Source organism: Pseudomonas purpurea (assembly GCF_039908635.1).
In the GTDB taxonomy this organism is placed as follows: domain Bacteria; phylum Pseudomonadota; class Gammaproteobacteria; order Pseudomonadales; family Pseudomonadaceae; genus Aquipseudomonas; species Aquipseudomonas purpurea.
This window is the reverse complement of record NZ_CP150918.1, coordinates 1,318,699-1,338,272: the sequence shown is the minus strand read 5'-3', so window position 1 is coordinate 1,338,272 and position 19,574 is coordinate 1,318,699. Positions and strand designations below refer to the sequence as shown.

Below are 19,574 nucleotides of genomic sequence, written 5' to 3'. Positions count from 1 at the left end.
AAGCCGTACCAAGGCTTGCCACCGGCCACCACCGGACACTCATCACACCCCGCCACGAGCAGGTGCTCATTGAGGTCATCATGAAAATCCGTGAGCTTGCCCAGCATTGGGAAGAGAACGCCAAAGGCCGATTGACCCAGACCGGCTACACCATTCACTTGGACGTCGAAGCCGCCGCGCGGCTGGCGGCGCTCGCCGAGATGTACCCCAAACGCCATCCCGAAGAACTGCTCGGCGAACTGATCGGTGCAGCGCTGGAAGAGCTCGAAGCAAGCTTCCCTTACGTCAAGGGCCAGCACGTGGTCGCCACCGACGAAGAAGGCGATCCGCTGTACGAAGATGTCGGTCCGACCCCACGTTTTCTTGCATTGTCCCGTCGTCATTTGCACGATCTGTCGTCGCAAAACGACAAGCCGAAACACTGATTCGCCCTCGTAAATCCTGCCTTTCTTCCCGGTTGTCGGGAAAAAAGCACCCGCCCCCCCTCACCACTTCCTCCCCCTTGCAAACACTGATTGAAAACAACGATTTAGTGGGAGCAACGAAGGTTTTTCGAGGCCAATGGCGGGTGCTCACCTGTTATTTCTGACAGTAGGCAGCCCTCTTCATCGCGAGTAAAAGTGAGCTCCAGGCCAAAACCAAAGGCATAAAGGAGCGTAACCATGCGACTGCTGACGTTGTTTTTGATGCTATGTGCAGCGGTAGTCCAGGGAGGCTGCGTACGCCCCCCATCCGACTACAAATCCCTCGACCCTGGCGCCATTCTCAGCAATGAGCCCCAGCCAAGACCCGGCATCAACCAGCGACCGGTCACGGGCACAAAAAAGGTGTTACTGGTGGTCGGGCAGTGGACGGGCCAACCCGCGCTGGACAAAGACTTGCTATGGAAACAAAGCCTTGCCCCTGCGGAGAAAACCTCGTTACGCAGCTACATCACCGACGTCTCGGGTGGGAAGTTGACCCTGGAAGGCCGGATGATCACGGTTGCCTTAGGTGCGAAGCCGGCGAACTGCGACAACCTTGATGAGGTGACACGGCCCGCCGAAAGAGCCGTGCGGGAGCAAAGTAACCTTGAGCCTGACGACTACGATTATCTGTTTATCGCCGCTTACTGCAACGGCACCACCCTCTCCAGCGCTCGCACATCCGGCAGGACACTGGGGATTTACCACCAGCCGGCGAACGCCAACACCTGGATCCACCGATTCGGAAACAACCTGGGATTCCTGCAAGCGTTCACCTACTCTGCCTGCCCGGTGAGTGGTGACAGCGTAGAGGCGCCTGGGCGCTGTAAAACCATCGACGCCACCGATTACGGGGACCCCGTCTCGGGCGGCACTGACGCCTTGTACCCTGCGAACTACCGCTGGTACGCCGGTTGGCTGGACGATACGCAGGTGGCGCGGGTGCAACACAGCGGTTTCTACCGTCTGGCCGCATTGGGGACTGCGGGGCCGCAAACTTATCTGATTGATCGCAGTGGCGGCGGTCCGAAGCAGATTGCCGTTGAAGTCCGCCAACCCGGCCAGACGTGGGACAAATTCCCTGCCGGGGATAACCGGGTCAAGGGCGTCTGGACCCGATACACCGACATGGGCACCTACGCTCAAAACTTCCAGGTGGACGGGACACCCCTGACCCTCTCGACGATTGACCCGACACTCACTGCAAAAAAGCAGCTCGTGGATCAAGCGGCGGGGATCACCGTCAAAGTCTGTACGGTCAGCGAGGGTTTTGGGGCGACTCTTTCGGTGGGCATCAAGGGAGAAACGCCACCTGATTGCAGCAGTTCAAAGCTTCCAAAACCTGTAGTAACGAGCCATTCGAACGGTGATGTGGTCGGTCCGATTCCAATCTTCGGGGGAACCAGCCTGCCCGGTGCAGTCATTATTGTTACCGCGTACAAAGGGTCAGAACCTGTTGTAGCGGGAGGTGGTGTCGCCAATGCCAAGGGTGAATGGTCAGTCAAACTAACCAAGCCACTGCCCTCGGGACCTTACAGGGTGACCGTCTCGCAAACCATGGCGACAGTACTGAGTCAGTTCTCGGACCCACTGTCTATCACTGTTCGTTGAAACATAGAAACACGCCCATCCACTCTGACTGAGCCGTAACGCAAAAGCCCCGCCTGATCCGATCAGGCGGGGCTTTTGTGCTTTTGCTTTCTGTAGGAGCGAGGCTTGCCCGCGATAGAGGTGTAACAGTCAACATGAATGTTTGGCCCCCATCGCGAGCAAGCTCTCACGTGGGTTCGTTGACGAGCACTGAATGGTGTATGCCTTCAGTTACTGCTCCAGCTGCGGCGTTTCCTGCCCCATGCAACGCACGGCTTTTTTCTGAGCGTTGACCAGCACACCCGTCAGGCCTTTTTGCTCGGTATCAAACAGCACCAGCACGCCATCGATGCACTGGGCGACTTCGGCGGCCGGTTGCAGGGAGACTTTGTAGTCTTCGCCCGGCACGGTCTTGAGCATGGTGAAGTCGTTGAGCAGCAACGCGTCTTCCGGCTTGGCGAAATGCAGGTAACCGTAGAACCACAAGGCACCGACGGTGCCGATGATGCTGCAGATACCGGTGATGATCATCGGGATGGCGTTACGTTCTTCACTCATTTCGGGCTCTCTGGAGGTTCAACTTCTGAATTCGGGGGCGCCGGGTAGTTGGGGACTTCTCCCAACCGGCGCAGGCCGTTGAAATGCTGCGGGTCGTCGAGGTAGCGCAGCATGACTGTTCGCCAGACCGGGTCGGCGAATGTCTGCACATGGCCACCGCGCGTCAATTGCAACACTTTCGGCGGGGGCGCAGCTTGATACAGACGGATGCCGTTGGAAAGAGGCACGATTGGATCATCGATGCTGTGGTAGATCAATTTAGGCACGCCGTTAAGCCGTGGCATGGCATTGATTGCGCTGTCGGCGTCCGGCACCAGCCAGGACAACGGCACCTGAAACGGCCAGGTCAGCCATGAAGTGCTCAAGGCATAACGGCCGACATCGCGATAACTGGCGGGCACATCGTCGAGGACAAACGCCTTGAGTTGACGCTGGCGCTCCGGGTGTTCCACCAGATAATGCACCGCCAGCGCACCACCCAGGCTTTGGCCCAGCAGTACCAGCGGCTTGCCCTGAACCTCAGGCGCGTTATCGAGCCATTTGAACGCAGCGTCGATGTCCTGATAGATCGCCGGCAAACTCGGCTCCCCCTGGGACAGTCCATAACCCCGGTAATCCACCAGCAGCACCTGATAGCCTTGCTTGGGCAGCCACCAGCTACCGCCCAGATGCCCCGAAAGATTCCCGCCATTGCCGTGCAAATGCAGGACCGTGCCCTTGACCTCGACACCTTTTTTGGCCGGGAGCCACCAGCCATGCAGCTTGAGGCCGTCGGCGGTGGTCAGGGTGACGTCGCGGTATTCGAGTTTGGCTTTTTCCGGGGTAAACGGCAGGCCGGGTTCGGGGTAGAACAGCAAGGAACTGCACCCGCCGAGGGTCAGGAGCAGGCAAAAGATACCGAGGATTCTCATCCGTTGAAACCTCGCGAAAAGGTTGGAACACGAAACACTGTGGGAGCGAGCTTGCTCGCGATAGCGGTGTATCAGCCAGCATAAATGTTGGATGTAGAACCGTCATCGCGAGCAAGCTCGCTCCCACAAGGGGATTCGTTGCTCACAAAATGTTGGAGTAATCCGCCTCGATCCGGTCCAGGCTCAAGTGATTGAGGAAGTTGGAGAAACACATCCAGGCCGACAGCGCGTTCATGTCGCGAAACTGATCCGGCAAGTATTTCGGCGGTTCCACCAGCCCCTCATCGACTAACTGACGCAAGGTGCGCATGTCTTCCAGAGTGGTCTTGCCGCAAAACAGCAACGGGATCTGCTCAAGCTTGCCTTTACGCACGGCCAACTGAATGTAGTTGTAAACCATGATAAAGCCCTTGAGGTAGGACAAGTCTTTGGTGAATGGCAGCCCATTGGGCACCGAACCACGGAAAACCCGACTCGCATTGCCATAGCTTTCCGCCATTTCGAAGCCCTGCTCGCGGAAAAACTCGAAGACCTGCAAGAAATCCGCACCCTCCTCCACCATGTGAATGGCGCGGGTGCGGTTGGTCAGTTTGCGCAATCGGCTCGGGTAGGAAGCGAACGTGATGATTTCCATCAGGATCGCCAACCCTTCCTGGGTCACGGTCGACGACGGCGGCCCCTTGGACAGGAAGGTGCAGATCGGCTGGTTCAGGCCGTTGAGGGTGGTGCCGACGTGCACCAGCCCTTCGTGAACTTCCAGGGCCCGCACGTCACGATCGTTGAACATCGCGTCAGCCCGGATCTTGATGTAGTCGGCACCCGCCGCCGCATCGGCAACGATCCCGTCGGACTCGAACACCCGAATGGTTTCCTCGGCCTCACCAAACACCTTGTTCAAGCGGGTTTGCAGCAGATGCACAGCCTCCTTGGCGGTGAGGATCTTCGGTTCGTCCTTGAGGTCGCCGCGACCGTCGATGTTGTTCAGGTAATCGGACATCATCAGGCCAAGGTCGGCCAGGGTCGGGTCGCCGGCGTGGAAGGCATCGGACGCCGCGCCGTACAACTCTTGGGAGATCAGCCCGAAATCCTCGGTGCCACGCGCTTCGAGCATGCGCACCACCATGCGGTACTCCTTGCACATGCGCCGCATGATCTGCCCAACCGGGTTGAACTGACCGAGCTGGCGGGTGATATCGCGCTCGATGTTCTGGAACTCCAGCTTCACTTTGCTCGAATCAAAGGACAGCGGCCGGTTCAGGTAATAGTCGCGGTCCACGGCCGGCATTTCCTTGCCCTTGGCCTTGAGGAATCCTTTGCGGATGTTCTCGTCCCACTTGACCGCATCGAGGACGCGGATCGGCGTCTGCGCCAGCACAATGCGATCGGACAAGGTGCGTATCGTCTGCTGGTAATCGTCCACCCGGAACTCCCTGAAAATAATTGGACGGCTTGTGAGCAACCGTCAGGCTCAGACCGACGCGAGTACCAAATGCATGTACCGGTTGAGGATACCTAGCATGTCTTCCTCGGCCAGCGGCTCTGCGTCGTTGAGCAGGCCCTGATATTCCATCCGTCCGATTATAGCCGTCAACACTTTGGCATCCTGTTGTGGCTCGCGTGAACCCAATACCTGGAAAAGCTGGCAGGTGCCCTGCAGGAGAATTTTCTGGTGCGAGCGCACCAACAGCGCCAGGCGCGGGTTGAGCAAGGCTTCCTGGCGGAAGGCCTGCTCGGCCATCAAATGCTCGCGACGGTTGATCAACTGACGGTTGACGTAGTCGGCCGTCAGCCGCGCAATGTCGTCTGCCAACTGTGAGCGCGATTGCGGGCTGCCATCGCCGCTGACCACCAGCTCACGCAGCAGACCTTCGTTGTTGGCCCACAACTTGGCCATGAACGCCGCACTGCGCTCGACGTACTGGGCGAAGGTGTCGGTGAGCAGGTCATCGATGTCCTTGAAGTAATACGTGGTGGCCGACAACGGCACGCAGGCCTCGGCGGCTACGGCACGGTGGCGCACGGCTCGCACGCCATCGCGCACGACAATGCGCATCGCCGCGTCGAGAATTTCCTGTCGGCGCTGCTCGCTGCCCTGTCGGCTGGCCTTGCGGCCCTGGTACTGAACACTTTCAGCGACCGCAGTGGCGATACCCGCTGCACCTTCTTCAGCAATTGCGCGATTCACGACAGGTATTCCTCTCTTACTTCAAAAGTAACCAATTGATACGTTTGTACCAGACAGGCAATAAAAAGCCGCCTGAATTAGGCGGCTTATTTATCGAAACACTTACGCTTGCGGCCGCATGTGCGGGAACAGGATCACGTCGCGGATCGACGGTGAATTGGTCAGCAGCATCACCAGGCGGTCGATGCCGATACCTTCACCCGCCGTTGGCGGCATGCCGTACTCCAGCGCACGAACGAAGTCGGCGTCGTAGTGCATGGCTTCGTCGTCGCCGGCGTCCTTGTCGGCCACCTGCGCCATGAAGCGCTCGGCCTGGTCTTGCGCGTCGTTCAACTCGGAGTAGGCGTTGGCGATTTCGCGGCCACCGATGAACAGCTCGAAACGGTCGGTGACGTTCGGGTTGTCATCGTTGCGACGGGCCAGCGGCGACACTTCGAACGGGTACTGGGTGATGAAGTGCGGCTGTTCCAGCTTGTGCTCGACCAGCTCTTCGAAAATCATCACTTGCAGCTTGCCCAGGCCTTCGAAGCCCAGCACCTTGGCGCCGGCCTTCTTGGCGATGGCGCGAGCCTTGTCGATGTCGGTCAGGTCGTCGGCGGTCAGTTCAGGGTTGTACTTGAGGATCGAGTCGAATACCGACAGACGCACAAACGGTTCGCCGAAGTGGAACACCTTGTCGCCGTAAGGGACGTCGGTGCTGCCCAGAACCAGCTGCGCCAGTTCACGGAACAGTTCTTCGGTCAGGTCCATGTTGTCTTCGTAGTCGGCGTAAGCCTGGTAGAACTCCAACATGGTGAATTCAGGGTTGTGACGAGTCGAAACGCCTTCGTTACGGAAGTTTCGGTTGATCTCGAACACCTTTTCAAACCCACCGACAACAAGCCGCTTGAGGTACAGCTCAGGCGCGATACGCAGGAACATTTCCATGTCCAGCGCGTTGTGGTGAGTCTCGAACGGCTTGGCCGCTGCACCGCCAGGAATGGTTTGCAGCATCGGCGTTTCGACTTCCAGGAAGTCCCGCTTCATCAGGAAGCTGCGGATGTGCGCGATCACTTGCGAACGTACGCGGAAGGTCTGGCGTACGTCTTCGTTGACGATCAGGTCAACGTAGCGCTGGCGGTAGCGCTGTTCGGTATCGGTCAGGCCGTGGTGCTTGTCCGGCAGCGGGCGCAGCGACTTGGTCAGCAGGCGCACGCTGGTCATTTCAACGTACAGGTCGCCCTTGCCGGAACGGGCCAGGGTACCAACGGCAGCAATAATGTCGCCCATGTCCCAGGTTTTCACCGCGACCAGGGTTTCTTCGGACAGGGTTTTACGGTTGACGTAAACCTGGATGCGACCGGTCATGTCCTGGATCACCATGAACGAACCACGGTTGAGCATGATGCGACCGGCAACCTTGACCGGGATTGCAGCCTCTGCCAGCTCTTCCTTGGTCTTGTCCGCGTACTGCTTCTGCAAGTCTTCGCAGTAGTTTTCGCGGCGGAAGTCGTTCGGGAAGGCATTGCCCTTGGCGCGCTCGGCAGCCAGCTTTTCCTTGCGCAGGGCGATCAGGGAGTTTTCTTCCTGTTGCAGGGCTTGCGGGTCGAGTTCTAGGTCGCTCATGTCTTTAAAAATTCCATCACAGGTTCGTTGCCCCCACCGGAGGCAGGGGACTTAAGGTCTTTACTGGCGGTTTACAGGCCTTGTTTCAGGCTGGCCACCAGGTATTCGTCGATATCGCCGTCGAGCACCTTGTCGCAGTCGCTGCGTTCGATGTTAGTGCGCAAATCCTTGATTCGCGACGCATCGAGTACGTAGGAGCGGATCTGGTGGCCCCAGCCGATGTCCGACTTGGTGTCTTCCAGGGCTTGCGAAGCGGCGTTGCGTTTCTGCACTTCCTGTTCGTACAAGCGTGCCCGCAACATTTTCATCGCGGTGTCTTTGTTGGCGTGCTGGGAGCGTTCGTTCTGGCAACTGACCACGGTGTTGGTCGGTACGTGAGTAATACGTACGGCCGAGTCGGTGGTGTTTACGTGCTGGCCACCGGCACCGGAGGAACGATAGGTGTCGATGCGCAGGTCCGACGGGTTGATGTCGATTTCGATGTTGTCATCGATTTCCGGCGACACGAACACGGCCGAGAACGAGGTGTGGCGACGGTTGCCCGAGTCATACGGGCTCTTGCGCACCAGGCGGTGTACGCCGATTTCGGTACGCAACCAGCCAAAGGCGTATTCGCCCTTGATGTGCACGGTCGCGCCCTTGATCCCGGCGACTTCACCGGCGGACAGTTCCATGATCGTGGCGTCGAAACCGCGTTTATCCGCCCAGCGCAGGTACATGCGCAGCAGGATGTTGGCCCAGTCCTGAGCCTCGGTACCGCCAGAGCCGGCCTGGATATCCAGGTAGGCGTTGTTGGCGTCCATTTCACCGCTGAACATGCGGCGGAATTCGAGTTTTTCCAGGGCCTCGCGCAGACGCTCGACTTCGGCAGCGACGTCATCGACGGCGGCCTGGTCTTCTTCTTCGGCGGACATCAGCAGCAGGTCTTTGGCGTCGGCCAGGCCTGTGTGCATTTCGTCGAGGGTTTCGACGATCTGGGCCAGCAGGGACCGCTCGCGGCCCAGTTCCTGAGCATACGACGGGTTGTTCCAGACATTCGGATCTTCAAGCTCGCGATTGACTTCAGTCAGACGCTCATGCTTTTGATCGTAGTCAAAGATACCCCCGAATAGTTTCGGAGCGCTCGGACAGGTCCTTGATACTGTTAAGGATCGGGTTGATTTCCATGGCGGGCAGCACTCGTTGGCGAACTTTTGAAAGCCGGCGAGTATAACGTAATCAGGCTGTCACGGCAGCCCGCCTGGCGGCTTTAGGGGCGAATGGATTGAGGTTCCTTGTCTGGCTTGAGATCGCTCCCCTCACCCTAACCCTCTCCCAGAGGGGCGAGGGGACTGACCGAGGTGTTTTGGCGAAATACTGCGACCTGCCATTACGAGTCGAACTCAGGATCTGAAAAACAGAGAGATCGGCTCCCTTTCCCCCTCTCCCTCGTGGGGAGAGGGCAGTGAAGGGTCGATCCTGAATTTCACTCAACCCTCACCTGATTGCGCCCATTGTTCTTGGCCAGGTACAGGCCCTTGTCTGCCGCCGAGATCAATTGCCGGCAATCACTGCCCGACTGCGGCGTCATGGTCGAGAGCCCGATGCTGATGGTCAGGCTGGCACCCTCGGCCGGGTAGACGTGCGGAATGTTCAGCGCGGCCACGGTCTGACGGAGCTTTTCCGCCACCAGCCGTGCACCGCCCGGCGAGGTGTTGGGCAGCACCAGGACAAATTCCTCGCCACCGTACCGCGCGGGCAGGTCCGAGGGTCGGCTGCTGGCGTCGCGGATCGTATCGGCGACCTTGCGCAGGGCTTCATCGCCCGCCAGATGGCCGAAGCTGTCGTTGTAGGACTTGAAGTAGTCGACATCGATCATCAGCAACGACAGCTGTATCTGATCGCGCTGCGCCCTTCTCCACTCCAGTTCCAGGTACTCGTCGAAATGCCGGCGGTTCGACAGCCCGGTCAGGCCGTCGGAGTTCATCAGCCGTTGCAGCACCAGGTTGGTGTCGAGCAACTGCTGCTGGCTGACACGCAGCGCCCGGTAGGCCGCATCGCGCTGCAACAGGGTCATGTAGGAACGGGAGTGATAGCGAATGCGGGCCACCAGCTCGATGGTGTCCGGCAGCTTGACCAGGTAATCGTTGGCACCCGCCGCGAATGCCGCGCTCTTGATCAGCGGGTCTTCCTTGGTCGACAGGACGATGATCGGAATGTCCTTGGTGGCCGGGTGATTGCGGTACTCGCGCACCAACGTCAGGCCGTCCAGCCCCGGCATGACCAAGTCCTGGAGGATCACCGTCGGCTTGATGCGGACAGCCTGGGCAACCGCCTGATGCGGGTCGGCACAGAAATGGAAGTCGATGTTTTCCTCGTTCGACAACCCGCGGCGAACCGCCTCACCGATCATTGCCTGGTCATCGACCAGCAGCACCATCGCGGCATTTTCATCGGTTTTGAAATCGTCGAGCTGTAAATCATTCATGTGCGATCACCTGAATTTCTACCTGAGCCAGGACAGCGGATGATGAGCGTCATTTGGCGAATATCTCCAGCAATCGTGGCGCAATCTTGTCCAGTGGGCGAATTTCCACTGCGGCATCGATGGCCGCAGCGGCTTTCGGCATGCCGTACACCGCACTGCTGTGCTGATCTTGCGCAATGGTCAAATACCCTTGCTGACGCATCAGTTTCAATCCCTGTGCGCCATCGCGGCCCATGCCCGTCAGCAGTACGCCGACCGCATCGCCATTCCAGTAACTGGCCACACTTTCGAAAAACACATCGATCGAGGGCCGATAGATCTCGTTGACCGGCTCGGCGGTGTACGCCAGCGTGCCATTCTTCAACAGACGTATATGGTGATTGGTGCCCGCAAGCAACACCGTACCGCTTTGCGGCGGCTCGCCCTCCCGGGCCAGGCGTACCTTGAGGCCGCAGGAACTGCTGAGCCATTCGGCCATGCCGGCGGCAAACACCTGGTCGACGTGCTGGACCAGCACAATCGCCGCCGAGAAATCGCGCGGCAAGCCTTTGAGCAAAACCTCAAGGGCCGCCGGACCACCCGCAGACGAACCGATGGCCACCAGGCTGCGCCGCTGGCCCATGCTGCGCAGGGTCACGGGCGCCGAACGCACGCGATTACCGTGCTCACCGATCAGCCAGCCAATATTAAGGATCTTGCGCAGCAGCGGCGCCGCCGCGTCCTTCGGGTCCCCCGCGCCAAGTGCCGGAGTGTCGACCACATCGAGCGCGCCGTGGCCCATGGCCTCGAACACCCGGTGGACGTTCTGCTCACGGTCAACGGTCACGATGACGATGGCACACGGGGTGTCGGCCATGATCCGCCGGGTCGCCTCCACGCCGTCCATCACGGGCATGATCAGGTCCATCAGAATCAGGTCCGGGGTCAGCTCGGTGCAACGCTGCACCGCTTCAAGGCCATTGCTCGCCACCCACACCACCTGATGCGCCGGCTCAAATGCCAGTGCCCGGCGCAAGGCCTCGACGGCCATGGGCATGTCGTTGACGATAGCGATCTTCATGCCCGCGCTCCTCCTATGAGCTCAACCACTGCATCAAGCAGGGCGTCGTCATGAAAACTGGCTTTGGCTAGATAATAGTCGGCTCCGGCGTCCAGTCCACGGCGGCGATCTTCTTCGCGGTCCTTGTAGGACACCACCATCACCGGCAGCGATTGCAAACGGTTGTCGCGACGCAGCAACGTCACCAATTCGATGCCGTCCATGCGCGGCATGTCGATGTCGGTGATCAGCAGGTCGAAATCCTCGGCACGCAGGGCGTTCCAGCCATCCATGCCGTCCACGGCCACCGCCACGTCATAGCCGCGATTGAGCAACAGCTTGCGCTGCAATTCGCGCACCGTCAGCGAGTCGTCGACCACCAGAATCCGCTTGCGGGCTACGTGCGCGGCCTGCTGGCTCTGGCGGGAAATGCGCTCCAGACGCCCGGTATTGAGCAGTTTGTCTACCGAACGCAGCATGTCTTCGACATCGACGATCAGTACCACGGAGCCATCATCGAGCAAGGCCCCGGCGGAAATGTCCTGCACCTTGCCCAGGCGCTCATCCAGCGGCAGCACCACCAGCGTGCGCTCGCCGACAAACCGCTCCACCGCCACGCCATACACCGCATCGCGCTCGCGAATGACCACCACTTTGAGGGTCGCCTGCGGGGTCTGGCTCGCTGGGCGCTGCAACAATTGACTGGCGGCCACCAGGCCGACATGCCGGCCCTCGTGCCAGAAATGCTGACGGCCCTCGACCTGAACGATGTCGTCAGGCTCCAGGTCGCACATCCGTTCGATGTGGGCCAGCGGAAACGCGTAAGCCTCCTCGCCGACCTCGACCACCAGGCTGCGCACCACCGACAGCGTCAACGGCACTTCGAGATGAAAGTGACTGCCCTTGCCCGCCACCTGCTCCAGCACCACCGCCCCGCGCAACTGGCGGACCATGTGCTGGACTGCATCCAGGCCGACACCGCGCCCGGACACCTCAGTGACCTTGTCGCGCAGGCTGAACCCGGGCAGGAACAGAAAGGTCAGCAGCTCTTCTTCGCTCAGTTGCGCCGCCGTCTCGGCGGGCGACAACTGACGCTCGACGATGCTGCGACGCACCTGTTCCAGGTCAACGCCGTTGCCGTCGTCGCTGAGTTCCAGCACCAGCAACCCGGCCTGGTGCGAGGCTCGCAGGCGGATCAGGCCTTCGGCGGGTTTGCCGGCCAGCAGGCGCTGCTCGGGCATTTCGATGCCGTGGTCGACCGCGTTGCGCAGCAAGTGAGTCAGCGGTGCTTCGAGCTTTTCCAGCACGTCGCGATCGACCTGAGTCTTTTCGCCTTCGACCTCCAGCCGCACCTGTTTACCCAGGCTGCGACCCAGGTCGCGGACCATGCGCACCTGCCCGGCCAGCACATCGGCAAAGGGCCGCATGCGACAGGCCAGCGCGGTGTCGTACAGCACCTGTGCGCGTTGACTGGCGTGCCAGCCAAACTCGTCGAGCTCGGCGGTTTTCTCCGCCAGCACCTGCTGGGACTCGGCCAGCAAGCGCCGGGCATCGTTCAGGGATTCCTGGGCCTCAAGGCTCAACGCGTGCTCCTTGAGGTGCACGTTAAGGTTTTCCAGGGCCCGCAGGCTGTTGCTCTGCATGCGTTTGAGGCGTTGCAGGGTCGCGAGGTAAGGTTTGAGTCGCTGGGTTTCGACCAGCGACTTGCTCGACAAGTCGAGCAGGCTGTTCAAGCGTTCGGCGGTCACCCGCAACACCCGCTCGCCCCCCTCGGTGACCCGCCTGGCCTTGCCCGCTGCTTCAATAACGCTGGCGGGTTCCGGTATCGCAGCCAGGGTGTCGTGCTCAATCTCGGGGGCCGTGAGCTGCAACTCGGCCATCACCGGGGCAAACGTCTCGATGATCGACGCCGCAGCCACCACGGCCGATGGATCGAGCAACTGCGCCATCAACGCCACGTAGGCCTCGATTGCAGCCGCGCCGACCTCGGTGCCGGGGGTCGCGATACGCATCAGCAAATCGGTGCCTTGCAGCAAGGCATCGATGTGTTCGGCTTGCAGGCGCAGGCGACCTTCCTGGGCACTGACCAGGCAATCTTCCATCACATGAGCGACGCTGACCCCGGCGTCTACGCCGACAATCCGCGCGGCGCCCTTGAGCGAATGCGCGGCGCGCATGCAGGCCTCAAGGTGATCGGCCTGAGTCGGGTCGCGCTCCAGCGCCAGCAGGCCTGCGCTCAGCACCTGGGTCTGGGCCTCGGCCTCCAGGCTGAACAGTTCCAGCAACGATGCGTCGCGCATTTGATCGGGGGTCATGTCAGGCTCCGAGTCACGGCGGACAGCAATTGCTCTTCATCCAGCCAGCGCAGGCTGCGCCCCTTGAACGGCAACACGCCACGGGTGTATTTGGCACTGGCCTGGGTGCCGGAGCGGGACGCCGCGTCGAGGATGCGCTCGTCAATGGCATGAATCCCGTCGACCTCATCCACCGGCACCACCACCGGGCCACCGTGGGCGGCAATAATCAGCATGCGTGGCATCACTCGCAGGCCCGTGGCAACGCTGTCGGTCGCCTCAAGCCCAAGCAGTTCGACCAGCGACAGGCACGCTACCAGCGCACCCCGCACGTTCGCGACGCCCAGCAACGCCCGCGAGCGCTGATGCGGCAAGGAGTGGATCGGTTGCAACGGCGCCACTTCCACCAGGGTGCGCGTGGCCAGCCCCAACCATTCCTCGCCCAGGCGAAACATCAGCAGTGAGCGGGTCGCCACATCGGCTTCGACAGCGGCCGACACCTGGACGCGGTCGTCCTGCTGCAAGGCATAGCGGTCGAGCAAACGCGTGGCAGCGGCGGAATACACCGCGCAGTTGCGGCAATGAATGTGTTCGGTCAGCAGCGGGCACGACTGATCACCGTGGATGCCGATACGGTTCCAGCAGTCGTCGATGGCCTGGGCATCGTCATGGGTGACGTTCAACGAAACAGAACCGATCATCGTTTGCGCTCACTGTCAGCGGTGCGTTCACTGCGGGCGGCGCGTTCTTGCAAGCGACGGGCCCCCGCGGCATCACCCTGGGACGCCAGCAACGCCGCCAGGTGCATCAGGGCTTCCGGGTGCTGGGGTTCCAGATACAGGGCCTTGCGATAAAAACCTTGAGCCTCGAGTGCACTGCCCGCGACATCGCTGAGCAGGCCCAACCAATAAAACACCTGGGCCACCGGCTCGTGGCTACGCAGGTACTGCTCACACGCGGCGCGCGCGTCGGCGCTTTTACCTTCGTTGGCCAACGCGGCAATGCTCGCGAGCAGGGTCGCCGCATCGCTGGCAGGTGCTGGCGCACGGTTCAGCGCGGGCACGGGAGCGAGTGTGGAAAAGGGCCGGTTGCGCACGGGCGGCGTCACGCTGCGCACCGGTTGGCGTACCGGCAGGGGCGGCGCCACGAAACCCGGCAGCGGTTCGGGCTCAGGCTCGCTATGGCGGCTGAACGCGAACGACTGGGGGATACCGATCGAGCGCATGCCCAAGCGGCCCAGCAAACTGCCCTCGGCCGGGCCGATAAACAGCACACCGTCGACATGGGTCAGGCGCTTGAGCACTTCGAAGACTTGCTGCTGAGTCGGCTGATCGAAATAGATCAGCAGGTTGCGGCAGAACACAAAATCATAGGCCGGCTCGTTGGCCAGAAGCGTTGGGTCCAGCAGATTGCCGACCTGCAAACGCACCTGCTCGCGCACCCTTTCGCTGAGACGATCGCCGTCTTCTTCGACGCTGAAGTGACGCTCGCGAAAGTCCGTGACTTGCCCGCGAAAGGAGTTCTTGCCGTACAGCGCACGCTTGGCGCGCTCCACCGACAGCGGGCTGACATCCAGCCCGTCGACCTTGAACTGATGCGGTGCGAGCCCTGCATCGAACAAGGCCATGGCGATGGAGTACGGCTCTTCGCCGGTGGAACAAGGCAGGCTGAGGATTCGCAGGGCGCGCATGCCCTTGATTTCAGCCAGGCGCTTGCTCGCCAGTTTCGCCAGGGTGGCGAACGATTCCGGGTAACGGAAAAACCAGGTTTCCGGGACGATCACCGCTTCGATCAACGCCTGTTGTTCGTCGCCCGACCCTTGCAGGAGGTGCCAATACTCATCGGCGCTCATTGCACGGTGGGTGGTGCTGCGCTGGCGGACCGCCCGCTCGATGATCGCCGGGCCTACGGACGCCACGTCCAGGCCGATGCGTTCCTTGAGAAAATCGAAAAACCGCTGATCGCTGCTCATGGCTGCGCCTCCAGCGCTGTCAGGTCCAGAGGCGGCGACGGGAACAACAACGCTCGAACCTGGGCGTCGAGCAAGTCCGCCACTCGTACCCATTGCAGCAACCCCTGCGCGTCTTCGCGCACCGGCCCCAGGTACGGTGCCTGACGGTTGTCCAGGCCATAAGGCTGAAAATCTTCCGGGGCGCAGCGCAAGGTATCGGTCGCCTGCTCAAGAATCAGCCCCAGTTGCTGTGCAGTCAGGGCGTCATCCGGTCGGTAATGCACCAGCACCAGCCGGGTGCTGGTACGCGCCTGCGCCGGTTGCCCGAAGGTCAGCGCACTGAGGTCGATCACGGGCACCACCGCGCCACGATAGGCAAACACCCCCGCCACCCAGGCCGGTGCCCTGGGGATGGGTTTCAATGGCAGGCGCGGCAGCACTTCGATCACCTCGGTGGCTTGCAGCGCATACCGTTCTTCGCCGATACGGAACACCAGGAACAGTGCCTGTTTCGAGCCGCGCTTGGCCGACAGTTCGCTCATCAGACTTTGAAGCGCGAGACGCCGCTACGCAGCCCCACGGCCACCTGGCTCAGTTCGTCGATAGCAAAACTGGCCTGGCGCAGGGACTCGACGGTCTGGCTGCTGGCATCGCCCAACTGCACCAGCGCGTGGTTGATCTGCTCGGCACCGGTGGCCTGGGCCTGCATGCCTTCGTTGACCATCAACACCCGCGGCGCCAGCGCCTGAACCTGGTGAATGATCTGCGACAGCTGCTCGCCGACCTGCTGCACTTCGGACATGCCACGGCGCACTTCTTCAGAGAATTTGTCCATGCCCATGACCCCGGCCGACACCGCCGACTGGATCTCGCGCACCATCTGTTCGATGTCGTACGTGGCCACGGCAGTCTGGTCCGCCAGACGCCGCACTTCGGTGGCGACCACGGCAAAACCGCGACCGTATTCACCGGCCTTCTCGGCCTCGATGGCGGCGTTCAGCGACAGCAGGTTGGTCTGGTCGGCCACCTTGACGATGGTCACCACTACCTGGTTGATGTTGCCGGCCTTCTCGTTAAGGATCGCCAGTTTGGCGTTGACCAGATCGGCCGCGCCCATCACCGAGTGCATGGTGTCTTCCATGCGGGCCAGCCCCTGCTGACCGGAACCGGCCAGTACCGAGGCCTGGTCGGCGGCGGTGGAAACTTCGGTCATGGTGCGCACCAGATCGCGGGACGTCGCGGCAATTTCCCGCGAGGTCGCGCCGATTTCGGTGGTGGTGGCGGCAGTTTCGGTGGCGGTCGCCTGCTGCTGCTTGGACGTGGCGGCGATTTCGGTCACCGACGTGGTGACCTGCACCGATGAGCGCTGGGCCTGGGACACCAGCGACGTCAGCTCGGTCATCATGTCGTTGAAGCCGGTTTCCACCGCTCCGAACTCGTCCTTGCGCTCAAGGTTCAGACGGCCGCTGAGGTCGCCCGTGCGCATGATTTCGAGGATCTGCACAATGCGATTCATCGGCGCCATGATGGCGCGCATCAGCAACAGGCCACAAAGGCTGGCGACGATGATCGCAACCAGCAGCGAGACGCCCATGCTGATCTTGGCCGCGGTGACCGCATCGCCAATGGCCAACGTGGAGTTCTCTGCCTGAGCGCGGTTACGCTCGATCACGCCGTTCAACTGCTTGCGACCACTGACCCAGGCCGGCGTGAGCTTTTGTTCCAGCGCCACACGCGCTTGCTCATACTCTTTGCGCTGATAGAGATCGATGACGTTCTTCAGTTCACTATTGAAGGCCAGGTGACGCACCTCGAACTCGTCGAAGGAGGCTTTATCCTCCGGGTCGAAAATGGTCCCTTGATAGTTGGCAATTTCCTGGCTCAAACGCTCTTCAAAACTCTTGTACAACTCCAGATCGGCGCTGGTCATCTCGCGATGCCCTGAAAGGCCGACGATCTGCTGGGTCATGACAAAACTGTCGACCCAGGCGCTGCGGATCATCGAGCTGAAATACACCCCGGGAACCGCGTCGGTGCGGACCTTTTCTTCACTGGACTCGATCTTCAACAGCCGAGAAAACGACACCACGACCATCAACAGCATGATCGCGATAATCACCGCAAAGCTCGCCAAAATGCGTTGGCGTAACGTCCAGTTCTTCACAGTCATTCCTCGAGGCCATTCAAATAGAGGGGAGTATAGCCGAGGGATCGCAGCGTTTTATAAGCCGTCATGCACGGCGTCTCATCCTGAGCGAAAAGCGTGTCTGCACTCTGGGAGGGCTACTTTCCGTCAGACGAGCCAGGTGCTGCCAGTGCTATTTGTGTAGAAACAGGTGGTGGATTGGCCATTGAGGAATACATCGCTCGGTGGCTGAAACCATTTGTGGCGAGGGAGCTTGCTCCCGCTGGGCTGCGCAGCAGCCCCAAAACCGGCGAATGAGATCCTTCAGAAACATTATCACTGCCTGTTTTGGGAGCGCTTCGCGCTCCAGCGGGAGCAAGCTCCCTCGCCACACTATGGTGCTTAAGTCTCTGGCTGATCGAAGTGATCCAGCGCACGATTCACCGCCAATTCGGCCAACGAAATCATCTGCTGAATCGCCAGTGCGGTGTTGCGCTTGGGACCTTCGAGCTCAAATGCCAGGTCGCTGGCCATGACATTGACCGAGGCGAGGGTCTCGCAGGCATGGGCCAGCAGGGTTTCAGAGTCGACGTCGGGAGCAATGACGAAAATGCAGCCGGGACGGCGGTCGGCTAACAATGCCTTGGTTTCGGGCAGTACCAGGTAGTGATCGAGTGCACGGTGCGCAGCGGCGTGGAGTTCTTTTGAATCTAGGGAGGCGTAGGGGGAAACGGGATCGGTTTCGGGAGGATTGGGGGTGGCTTTGAACATGGTGATGCTCCTAGAGTCATGGAGCTGCCACGATTCGCTGCGAAGCAAAGGGAGGTGGCAGCTGTACGCGGGTTCGCAGACCGGGACTCTAGAACCGGCAGACCCGAAGGTCTCCCACGCACAACCGCCATAACATGAACTGACAGGCATAGAGAGCACCTGCTCACGAACGGGGACGTTGTGCGTCTAGAGATTACCCAGGCTGCGAAACCCGGTCGCTGAATGGGCAGCGACACGGAAACAATATGAGCCAGGCCCAAGACGCACAAGCCAGCGGATTCTGGCGTAGGTGTAGGCAGCGACGCAAGGCGACGTAGCCTCGGACCGAGGCTTTGGGGAAGGAATAAACAACTCAGAAACTGCACAACCAATGTGGCGAGGGAGCTTGCTCCCGCTGGGCTGCGTAGCAGCCCCAAAACCGGCGAATGAGGTCCTATAGAAACATTGTCACTGCCTGTTTTGGGAGCGCTTCGCGCTCCAGCGGGAGCAAGCTCCCTCGCCACAGGTATTCAGTGCGACCCAGGATTCCAGGTAATCAGCACGAAACCTGTCGCGCCCGTTTCTCAAACTCAGTGCTCAGGCTTTGCCATCGAGAAAAACGATATACACTCGGGAAAATCTATAAAAACAGCCCACCGGGTATCTCCACCATGATGACCTTGCGTCAGATCCGGCATTTCATTGCCGTGGCCGAAACCGGCTCGATTTCGGCCGCCGCCCAAGCGGTGTTCATTTCTCAGTCCACGTTGACCCTGGCGATCCAGCAACTTGAGCAGGAAATCGGCGTCAACCTGTTCAACCGCCACGCCAAGGGCATGACCCTGACCCATCAGGGCCACCAGTTCCTGCGTCAGGCACACCTGATTCTGGCCACCGTCGACAATGCCAAACGCAGCCTGCAACAGAGCACCGATCAGGTCGCCGGCCAACTGATCGTCGGTGTGACCAGCCTGGTGGCCGGTTATTACCTGGCGGATTTGCTCACCCGCTTCCAGCGCGCCTACCCCAACGTCGACATCCGCGTGATGGAAGACGAACGCCCGTACATCGAACACTTGTTGGTCAGCGGCGAAATCGATGTGGGGGTGCTGATTCTTTCCAACCTTGAAGACCGCCACGCCTTACAGACCGAGGTTCTCACCCACTCGCCCCATCGCCTGTGGCTGCCGGCCCAGCATCCACTGCTGGAGCACGACAGCATCAACCTCGCCGATGTCGCCCGCGAGCCGTTGATTCAACTGAATGTCGATGAAATGGACCGCAACGCCCAACGCATGTGGTCCGCTGCCTCCCTGCAACCGCGCATCACCTTGCGCACCGCCTCCACCGAAGCGGTGCGCAGCCTGGTGGCCGCCGGACTGGGGGTGTCGATCCAGCCGGACATGACTTACCGCCCGTGGTCACTGGAAGGCGACATCATTGAAGCACGGCCCCTGGCCGACCTGAGCCAGACCCTCGATGTCGGCCTTGCATGGCGCCGCGGCACCGCCCGCCCGGCGCTGGTCGACCCGTTTCTGACGGTCGCCCGCGAACAACCCCACGCCGGACGCAAGCCATCTATTTAATCGAACGCCGCTTTCAGTATTTGGTATTTGTCGTCCTCAACCCCGACCT

Annotated in this window: 17 protein-coding genes; 3 read left to right on the top strand and 14 right to left on the bottom strand. The window is 60.7% G+C overall.

Going from position 1 to position 19,574, the window contains the following annotated elements:
- Window positions 1-80 precede the first annotated feature (80 nt).
- Both AABM54_RS05925 and AABM54_RS05920 read left to right on the top strand, forming a co-directional pair.
- Complete coding sequence (locus AABM54_RS05925; protein WP_347904378.1) at window positions 81-425, top strand: pilin assembly protein; 345 nt, start codon at window positions 81-83, stop codon at window positions 423-425.
- A gap of 237 nt (window positions 426-662) precedes the next feature.
- A complete protein-coding gene (locus AABM54_RS05920) occupies window positions 663-2,075 on the top strand; it encodes a transposase (RefSeq protein ID WP_347904377.1) in 1,413 nt (470 codons plus the stop codon).
- Between the two features lie 210 nt (window positions 2,076-2,285).
- Here AABM54_RS05920 and AABM54_RS05915 read toward each other — a convergent pair whose 3' ends face one another.
- The 14 genes from AABM54_RS05915 to AABM54_RS05850 form a co-directional block, all read right to left on the bottom strand.
- Window positions 2,286-2,612 (bottom strand): hypothetical protein, encoded by a 327-nt coding sequence (locus AABM54_RS05915; protein WP_347904376.1) that lies wholly within the window; start codon window positions 2,610-2,612, stop codon window positions 2,286-2,288.
- On the bottom strand, window positions 2,609-3,523 hold the full coding sequence (locus AABM54_RS05910; RefSeq protein ID WP_347904375.1) for an alpha/beta hydrolase: 915 nt from the start codon (window positions 3,521-3,523) through the stop codon (window positions 2,609-2,611). The genes AABM54_RS05915 and AABM54_RS05910 overlap by 4 nt, the downstream gene beginning before the upstream one ends.
- Before the next feature lie 142 nt (window positions 3,524-3,665).
- On the bottom strand, window positions 3,666-4,943 hold the full coding sequence (locus tag AABM54_RS05905) for a flavohemoglobin expression-modulating QEGLA motif protein (RefSeq protein WP_347904374.1): 1,278 nt from the start codon (window positions 4,941-4,943) through the stop codon (window positions 3,666-3,668).
- A gap of 48 nt (window positions 4,944-4,991) precedes the next feature.
- A complete protein-coding gene (locus tag AABM54_RS05900) occupies window positions 4,992-5,708 on the bottom strand; it encodes a TetR family transcriptional regulator (protein ID WP_347904373.1) in 717 nt (238 codons plus the stop codon).
- 102 nt (window positions 5,709-5,810) lie between these two features.
- Entirely contained in the window at window positions 5,811-7,313 is a 1,503-nt protein-coding gene (gene lysS, locus AABM54_RS05895; protein ID WP_347904372.1) for a lysine--tRNA ligase, read from the bottom strand.
- Between the two features lie 71 nt (window positions 7,314-7,384).
- A protein-coding gene (prfB, locus tag AABM54_RS05890; protein WP_347904371.1) for a peptide chain release factor 2 occupies window positions 7,385-8,480 on the bottom strand; the annotation gives its coding sequence in 2 pieces (ribosomal slippage) (window positions 7,385-8,407 and window positions 8,409-8,480; 1,095 coding nt in all).
- Window positions 8,481-8,778: 298 nt separating this feature from the next.
- Window positions 8,779-9,780 (bottom strand): PleD family two-component system response regulator, encoded by a 1,002-nt coding sequence (locus AABM54_RS05885; protein ID WP_347904370.1) that lies wholly within the window; start codon window positions 9,778-9,780, stop codon window positions 8,779-8,781.
- 49 nt (window positions 9,781-9,829) lie between these two features.
- A complete protein-coding gene (locus tag AABM54_RS05880; protein ID WP_347904369.1) occupies window positions 9,830-10,840 on the bottom strand; it encodes a chemotaxis response regulator protein-glutamate methylesterase in 1,011 nt (336 codons plus the stop codon).
- Complete coding sequence (locus tag AABM54_RS05875) at window positions 10,837-13,134, bottom strand: hybrid sensor histidine kinase/response regulator (RefSeq protein ID WP_347904368.1); 2,298 nt, start codon at window positions 13,132-13,134, stop codon at window positions 10,837-10,839. The genes AABM54_RS05880 and AABM54_RS05875 overlap by 4 nt, the downstream gene beginning before the upstream one ends.
- Window positions 13,131-13,814 carry a chemotaxis protein CheW gene (locus AABM54_RS05870; protein WP_347904367.1) on the bottom strand — a complete coding sequence of 228 codons (684 nt, stop codon included), beginning with the start codon at window positions 13,812-13,814 and terminating at the stop codon, window positions 13,131-13,133. Before AABM54_RS05870 ends, AABM54_RS05875 begins: the two co-directional genes overlap by 4 nt.
- The gene (locus AABM54_RS05865; RefSeq protein WP_347904366.1) at window positions 13,811-15,085 is read right to left on the bottom strand and encodes a CheR family methyltransferase; all 1,275 of its coding nucleotides are present in this window, start codon (window positions 15,083-15,085) and stop codon (window positions 13,811-13,813) included. The genes AABM54_RS05870 and AABM54_RS05865 overlap by 4 nt, the downstream gene beginning before the upstream one ends.
- A complete protein-coding gene (locus tag AABM54_RS05860; RefSeq protein WP_347904365.1) occupies window positions 15,082-15,606 on the bottom strand; it encodes a chemotaxis protein CheW in 525 nt (174 codons plus the stop codon). The genes AABM54_RS05865 and AABM54_RS05860 overlap by 4 nt, the downstream gene beginning before the upstream one ends.
- Entirely contained in the window at window positions 15,606-17,228 is a 1,623-nt protein-coding gene (locus AABM54_RS05855) for a methyl-accepting chemotaxis protein (protein WP_347906136.1), read from the bottom strand. The genes AABM54_RS05860 and AABM54_RS05855 overlap by 1 nt, the downstream gene beginning before the upstream one ends.
- 363 nt (window positions 17,229-17,591) lie before the next feature.
- The gene (locus tag AABM54_RS05850; RefSeq protein WP_347904364.1) at window positions 17,592-17,960 is read right to left on the bottom strand and encodes a DUF6124 family protein; all 369 of its coding nucleotides are present in this window, start codon (window positions 17,958-17,960) and stop codon (window positions 17,592-17,594) included.
- A 650-nt stretch (window positions 17,961-18,610) separates the two neighbouring features.
- Between AABM54_RS05850 and AABM54_RS05845 the strand changes: the two genes are divergently transcribed.
- On the top strand, window positions 18,611-19,525 hold the full coding sequence (locus tag AABM54_RS05845; protein ID WP_347904363.1) for a LysR family transcriptional regulator: 915 nt from the start codon (window positions 18,611-18,613) through the stop codon (window positions 19,523-19,525).
- Window positions 19,526-19,574: the final 49 nt, after the last annotated feature.

Excerpts from the sequence above, each read along its gene's own strand:
- AABM54_RS05925 (WP_347904378.1), top strand. The coding sequence starts at position 81 with ATGAAAATCCGTGAGCTTGCCCAGCATTGGGAAGAGAACGCCAAAGGC.
- AABM54_RS05920 (WP_347904377.1), top strand. The coding sequence starts at position 663 with ATGCGACTGCTGACGTTGTTTTTGATGCTATGTGCAGCGGTAGTCCAG.
- AABM54_RS05915 (WP_347904376.1), bottom strand. The coding sequence starts at position 2,612 with ATGAGTGAAGAACGTAACGCCATCCCGATGATCATCACCGGTATCTGC.
- AABM54_RS05910 (WP_347904375.1), bottom strand. The coding sequence starts at position 3,523 with ATGAGAATCCTCGGTATCTTTTGCCTGCTCCTGACCCTCGGCGGGTGC.
- lysS (WP_347904372.1), bottom strand. The coding sequence starts at position 7,313 with ATGAGCGACCTAGAACTCGACCCGCAAGCCCTGCAACAGGAAGAAAAC.
- AABM54_RS05885 (WP_347904370.1), bottom strand. The coding sequence starts at position 9,780 with ATGAATGATTTACAGCTCGACGATTTCAAAACCGATGAAAATGCCGCG.
- AABM54_RS05880 (WP_347904369.1), bottom strand. The coding sequence starts at position 10,840 with ATGAAGATCGCTATCGTCAACGACATGCCCATGGCCGTCGAGGCCTTG.
- AABM54_RS05875 (WP_347904368.1), bottom strand. The coding sequence starts at position 13,134 with ATGACCCCCGATCAAATGCGCGACGCATCGTTGCTGGAACTGTTCAGC.
- AABM54_RS05870 (WP_347904367.1), bottom strand. The coding sequence starts at position 13,814 with ATGATCGGTTCTGTTTCGTTGAACGTCACCCATGACGATGCCCAGGCC.
- AABM54_RS05865 (WP_347904366.1), bottom strand. The coding sequence starts at position 15,085 with ATGAGCAGCGATCAGCGGTTTTTCGATTTTCTCAAGGAACGCATCGGC.
- AABM54_RS05860 (WP_347904365.1), bottom strand. The coding sequence starts at position 15,606 with ATGAGCGAACTGTCGGCCAAGCGCGGCTCGAAACAGGCACTGTTCCTG.
- AABM54_RS05850 (WP_347904364.1), bottom strand. The coding sequence starts at position 17,960 with ATGTTCAAAGCCACCCCCAATCCTCCCGAAACCGATCCCGTTTCCCCC.
- AABM54_RS05845 (WP_347904363.1), top strand. The coding sequence starts at position 18,611 with ATGATGACCTTGCGTCAGATCCGGCATTTCATTGCCGTGGCCGAAACC.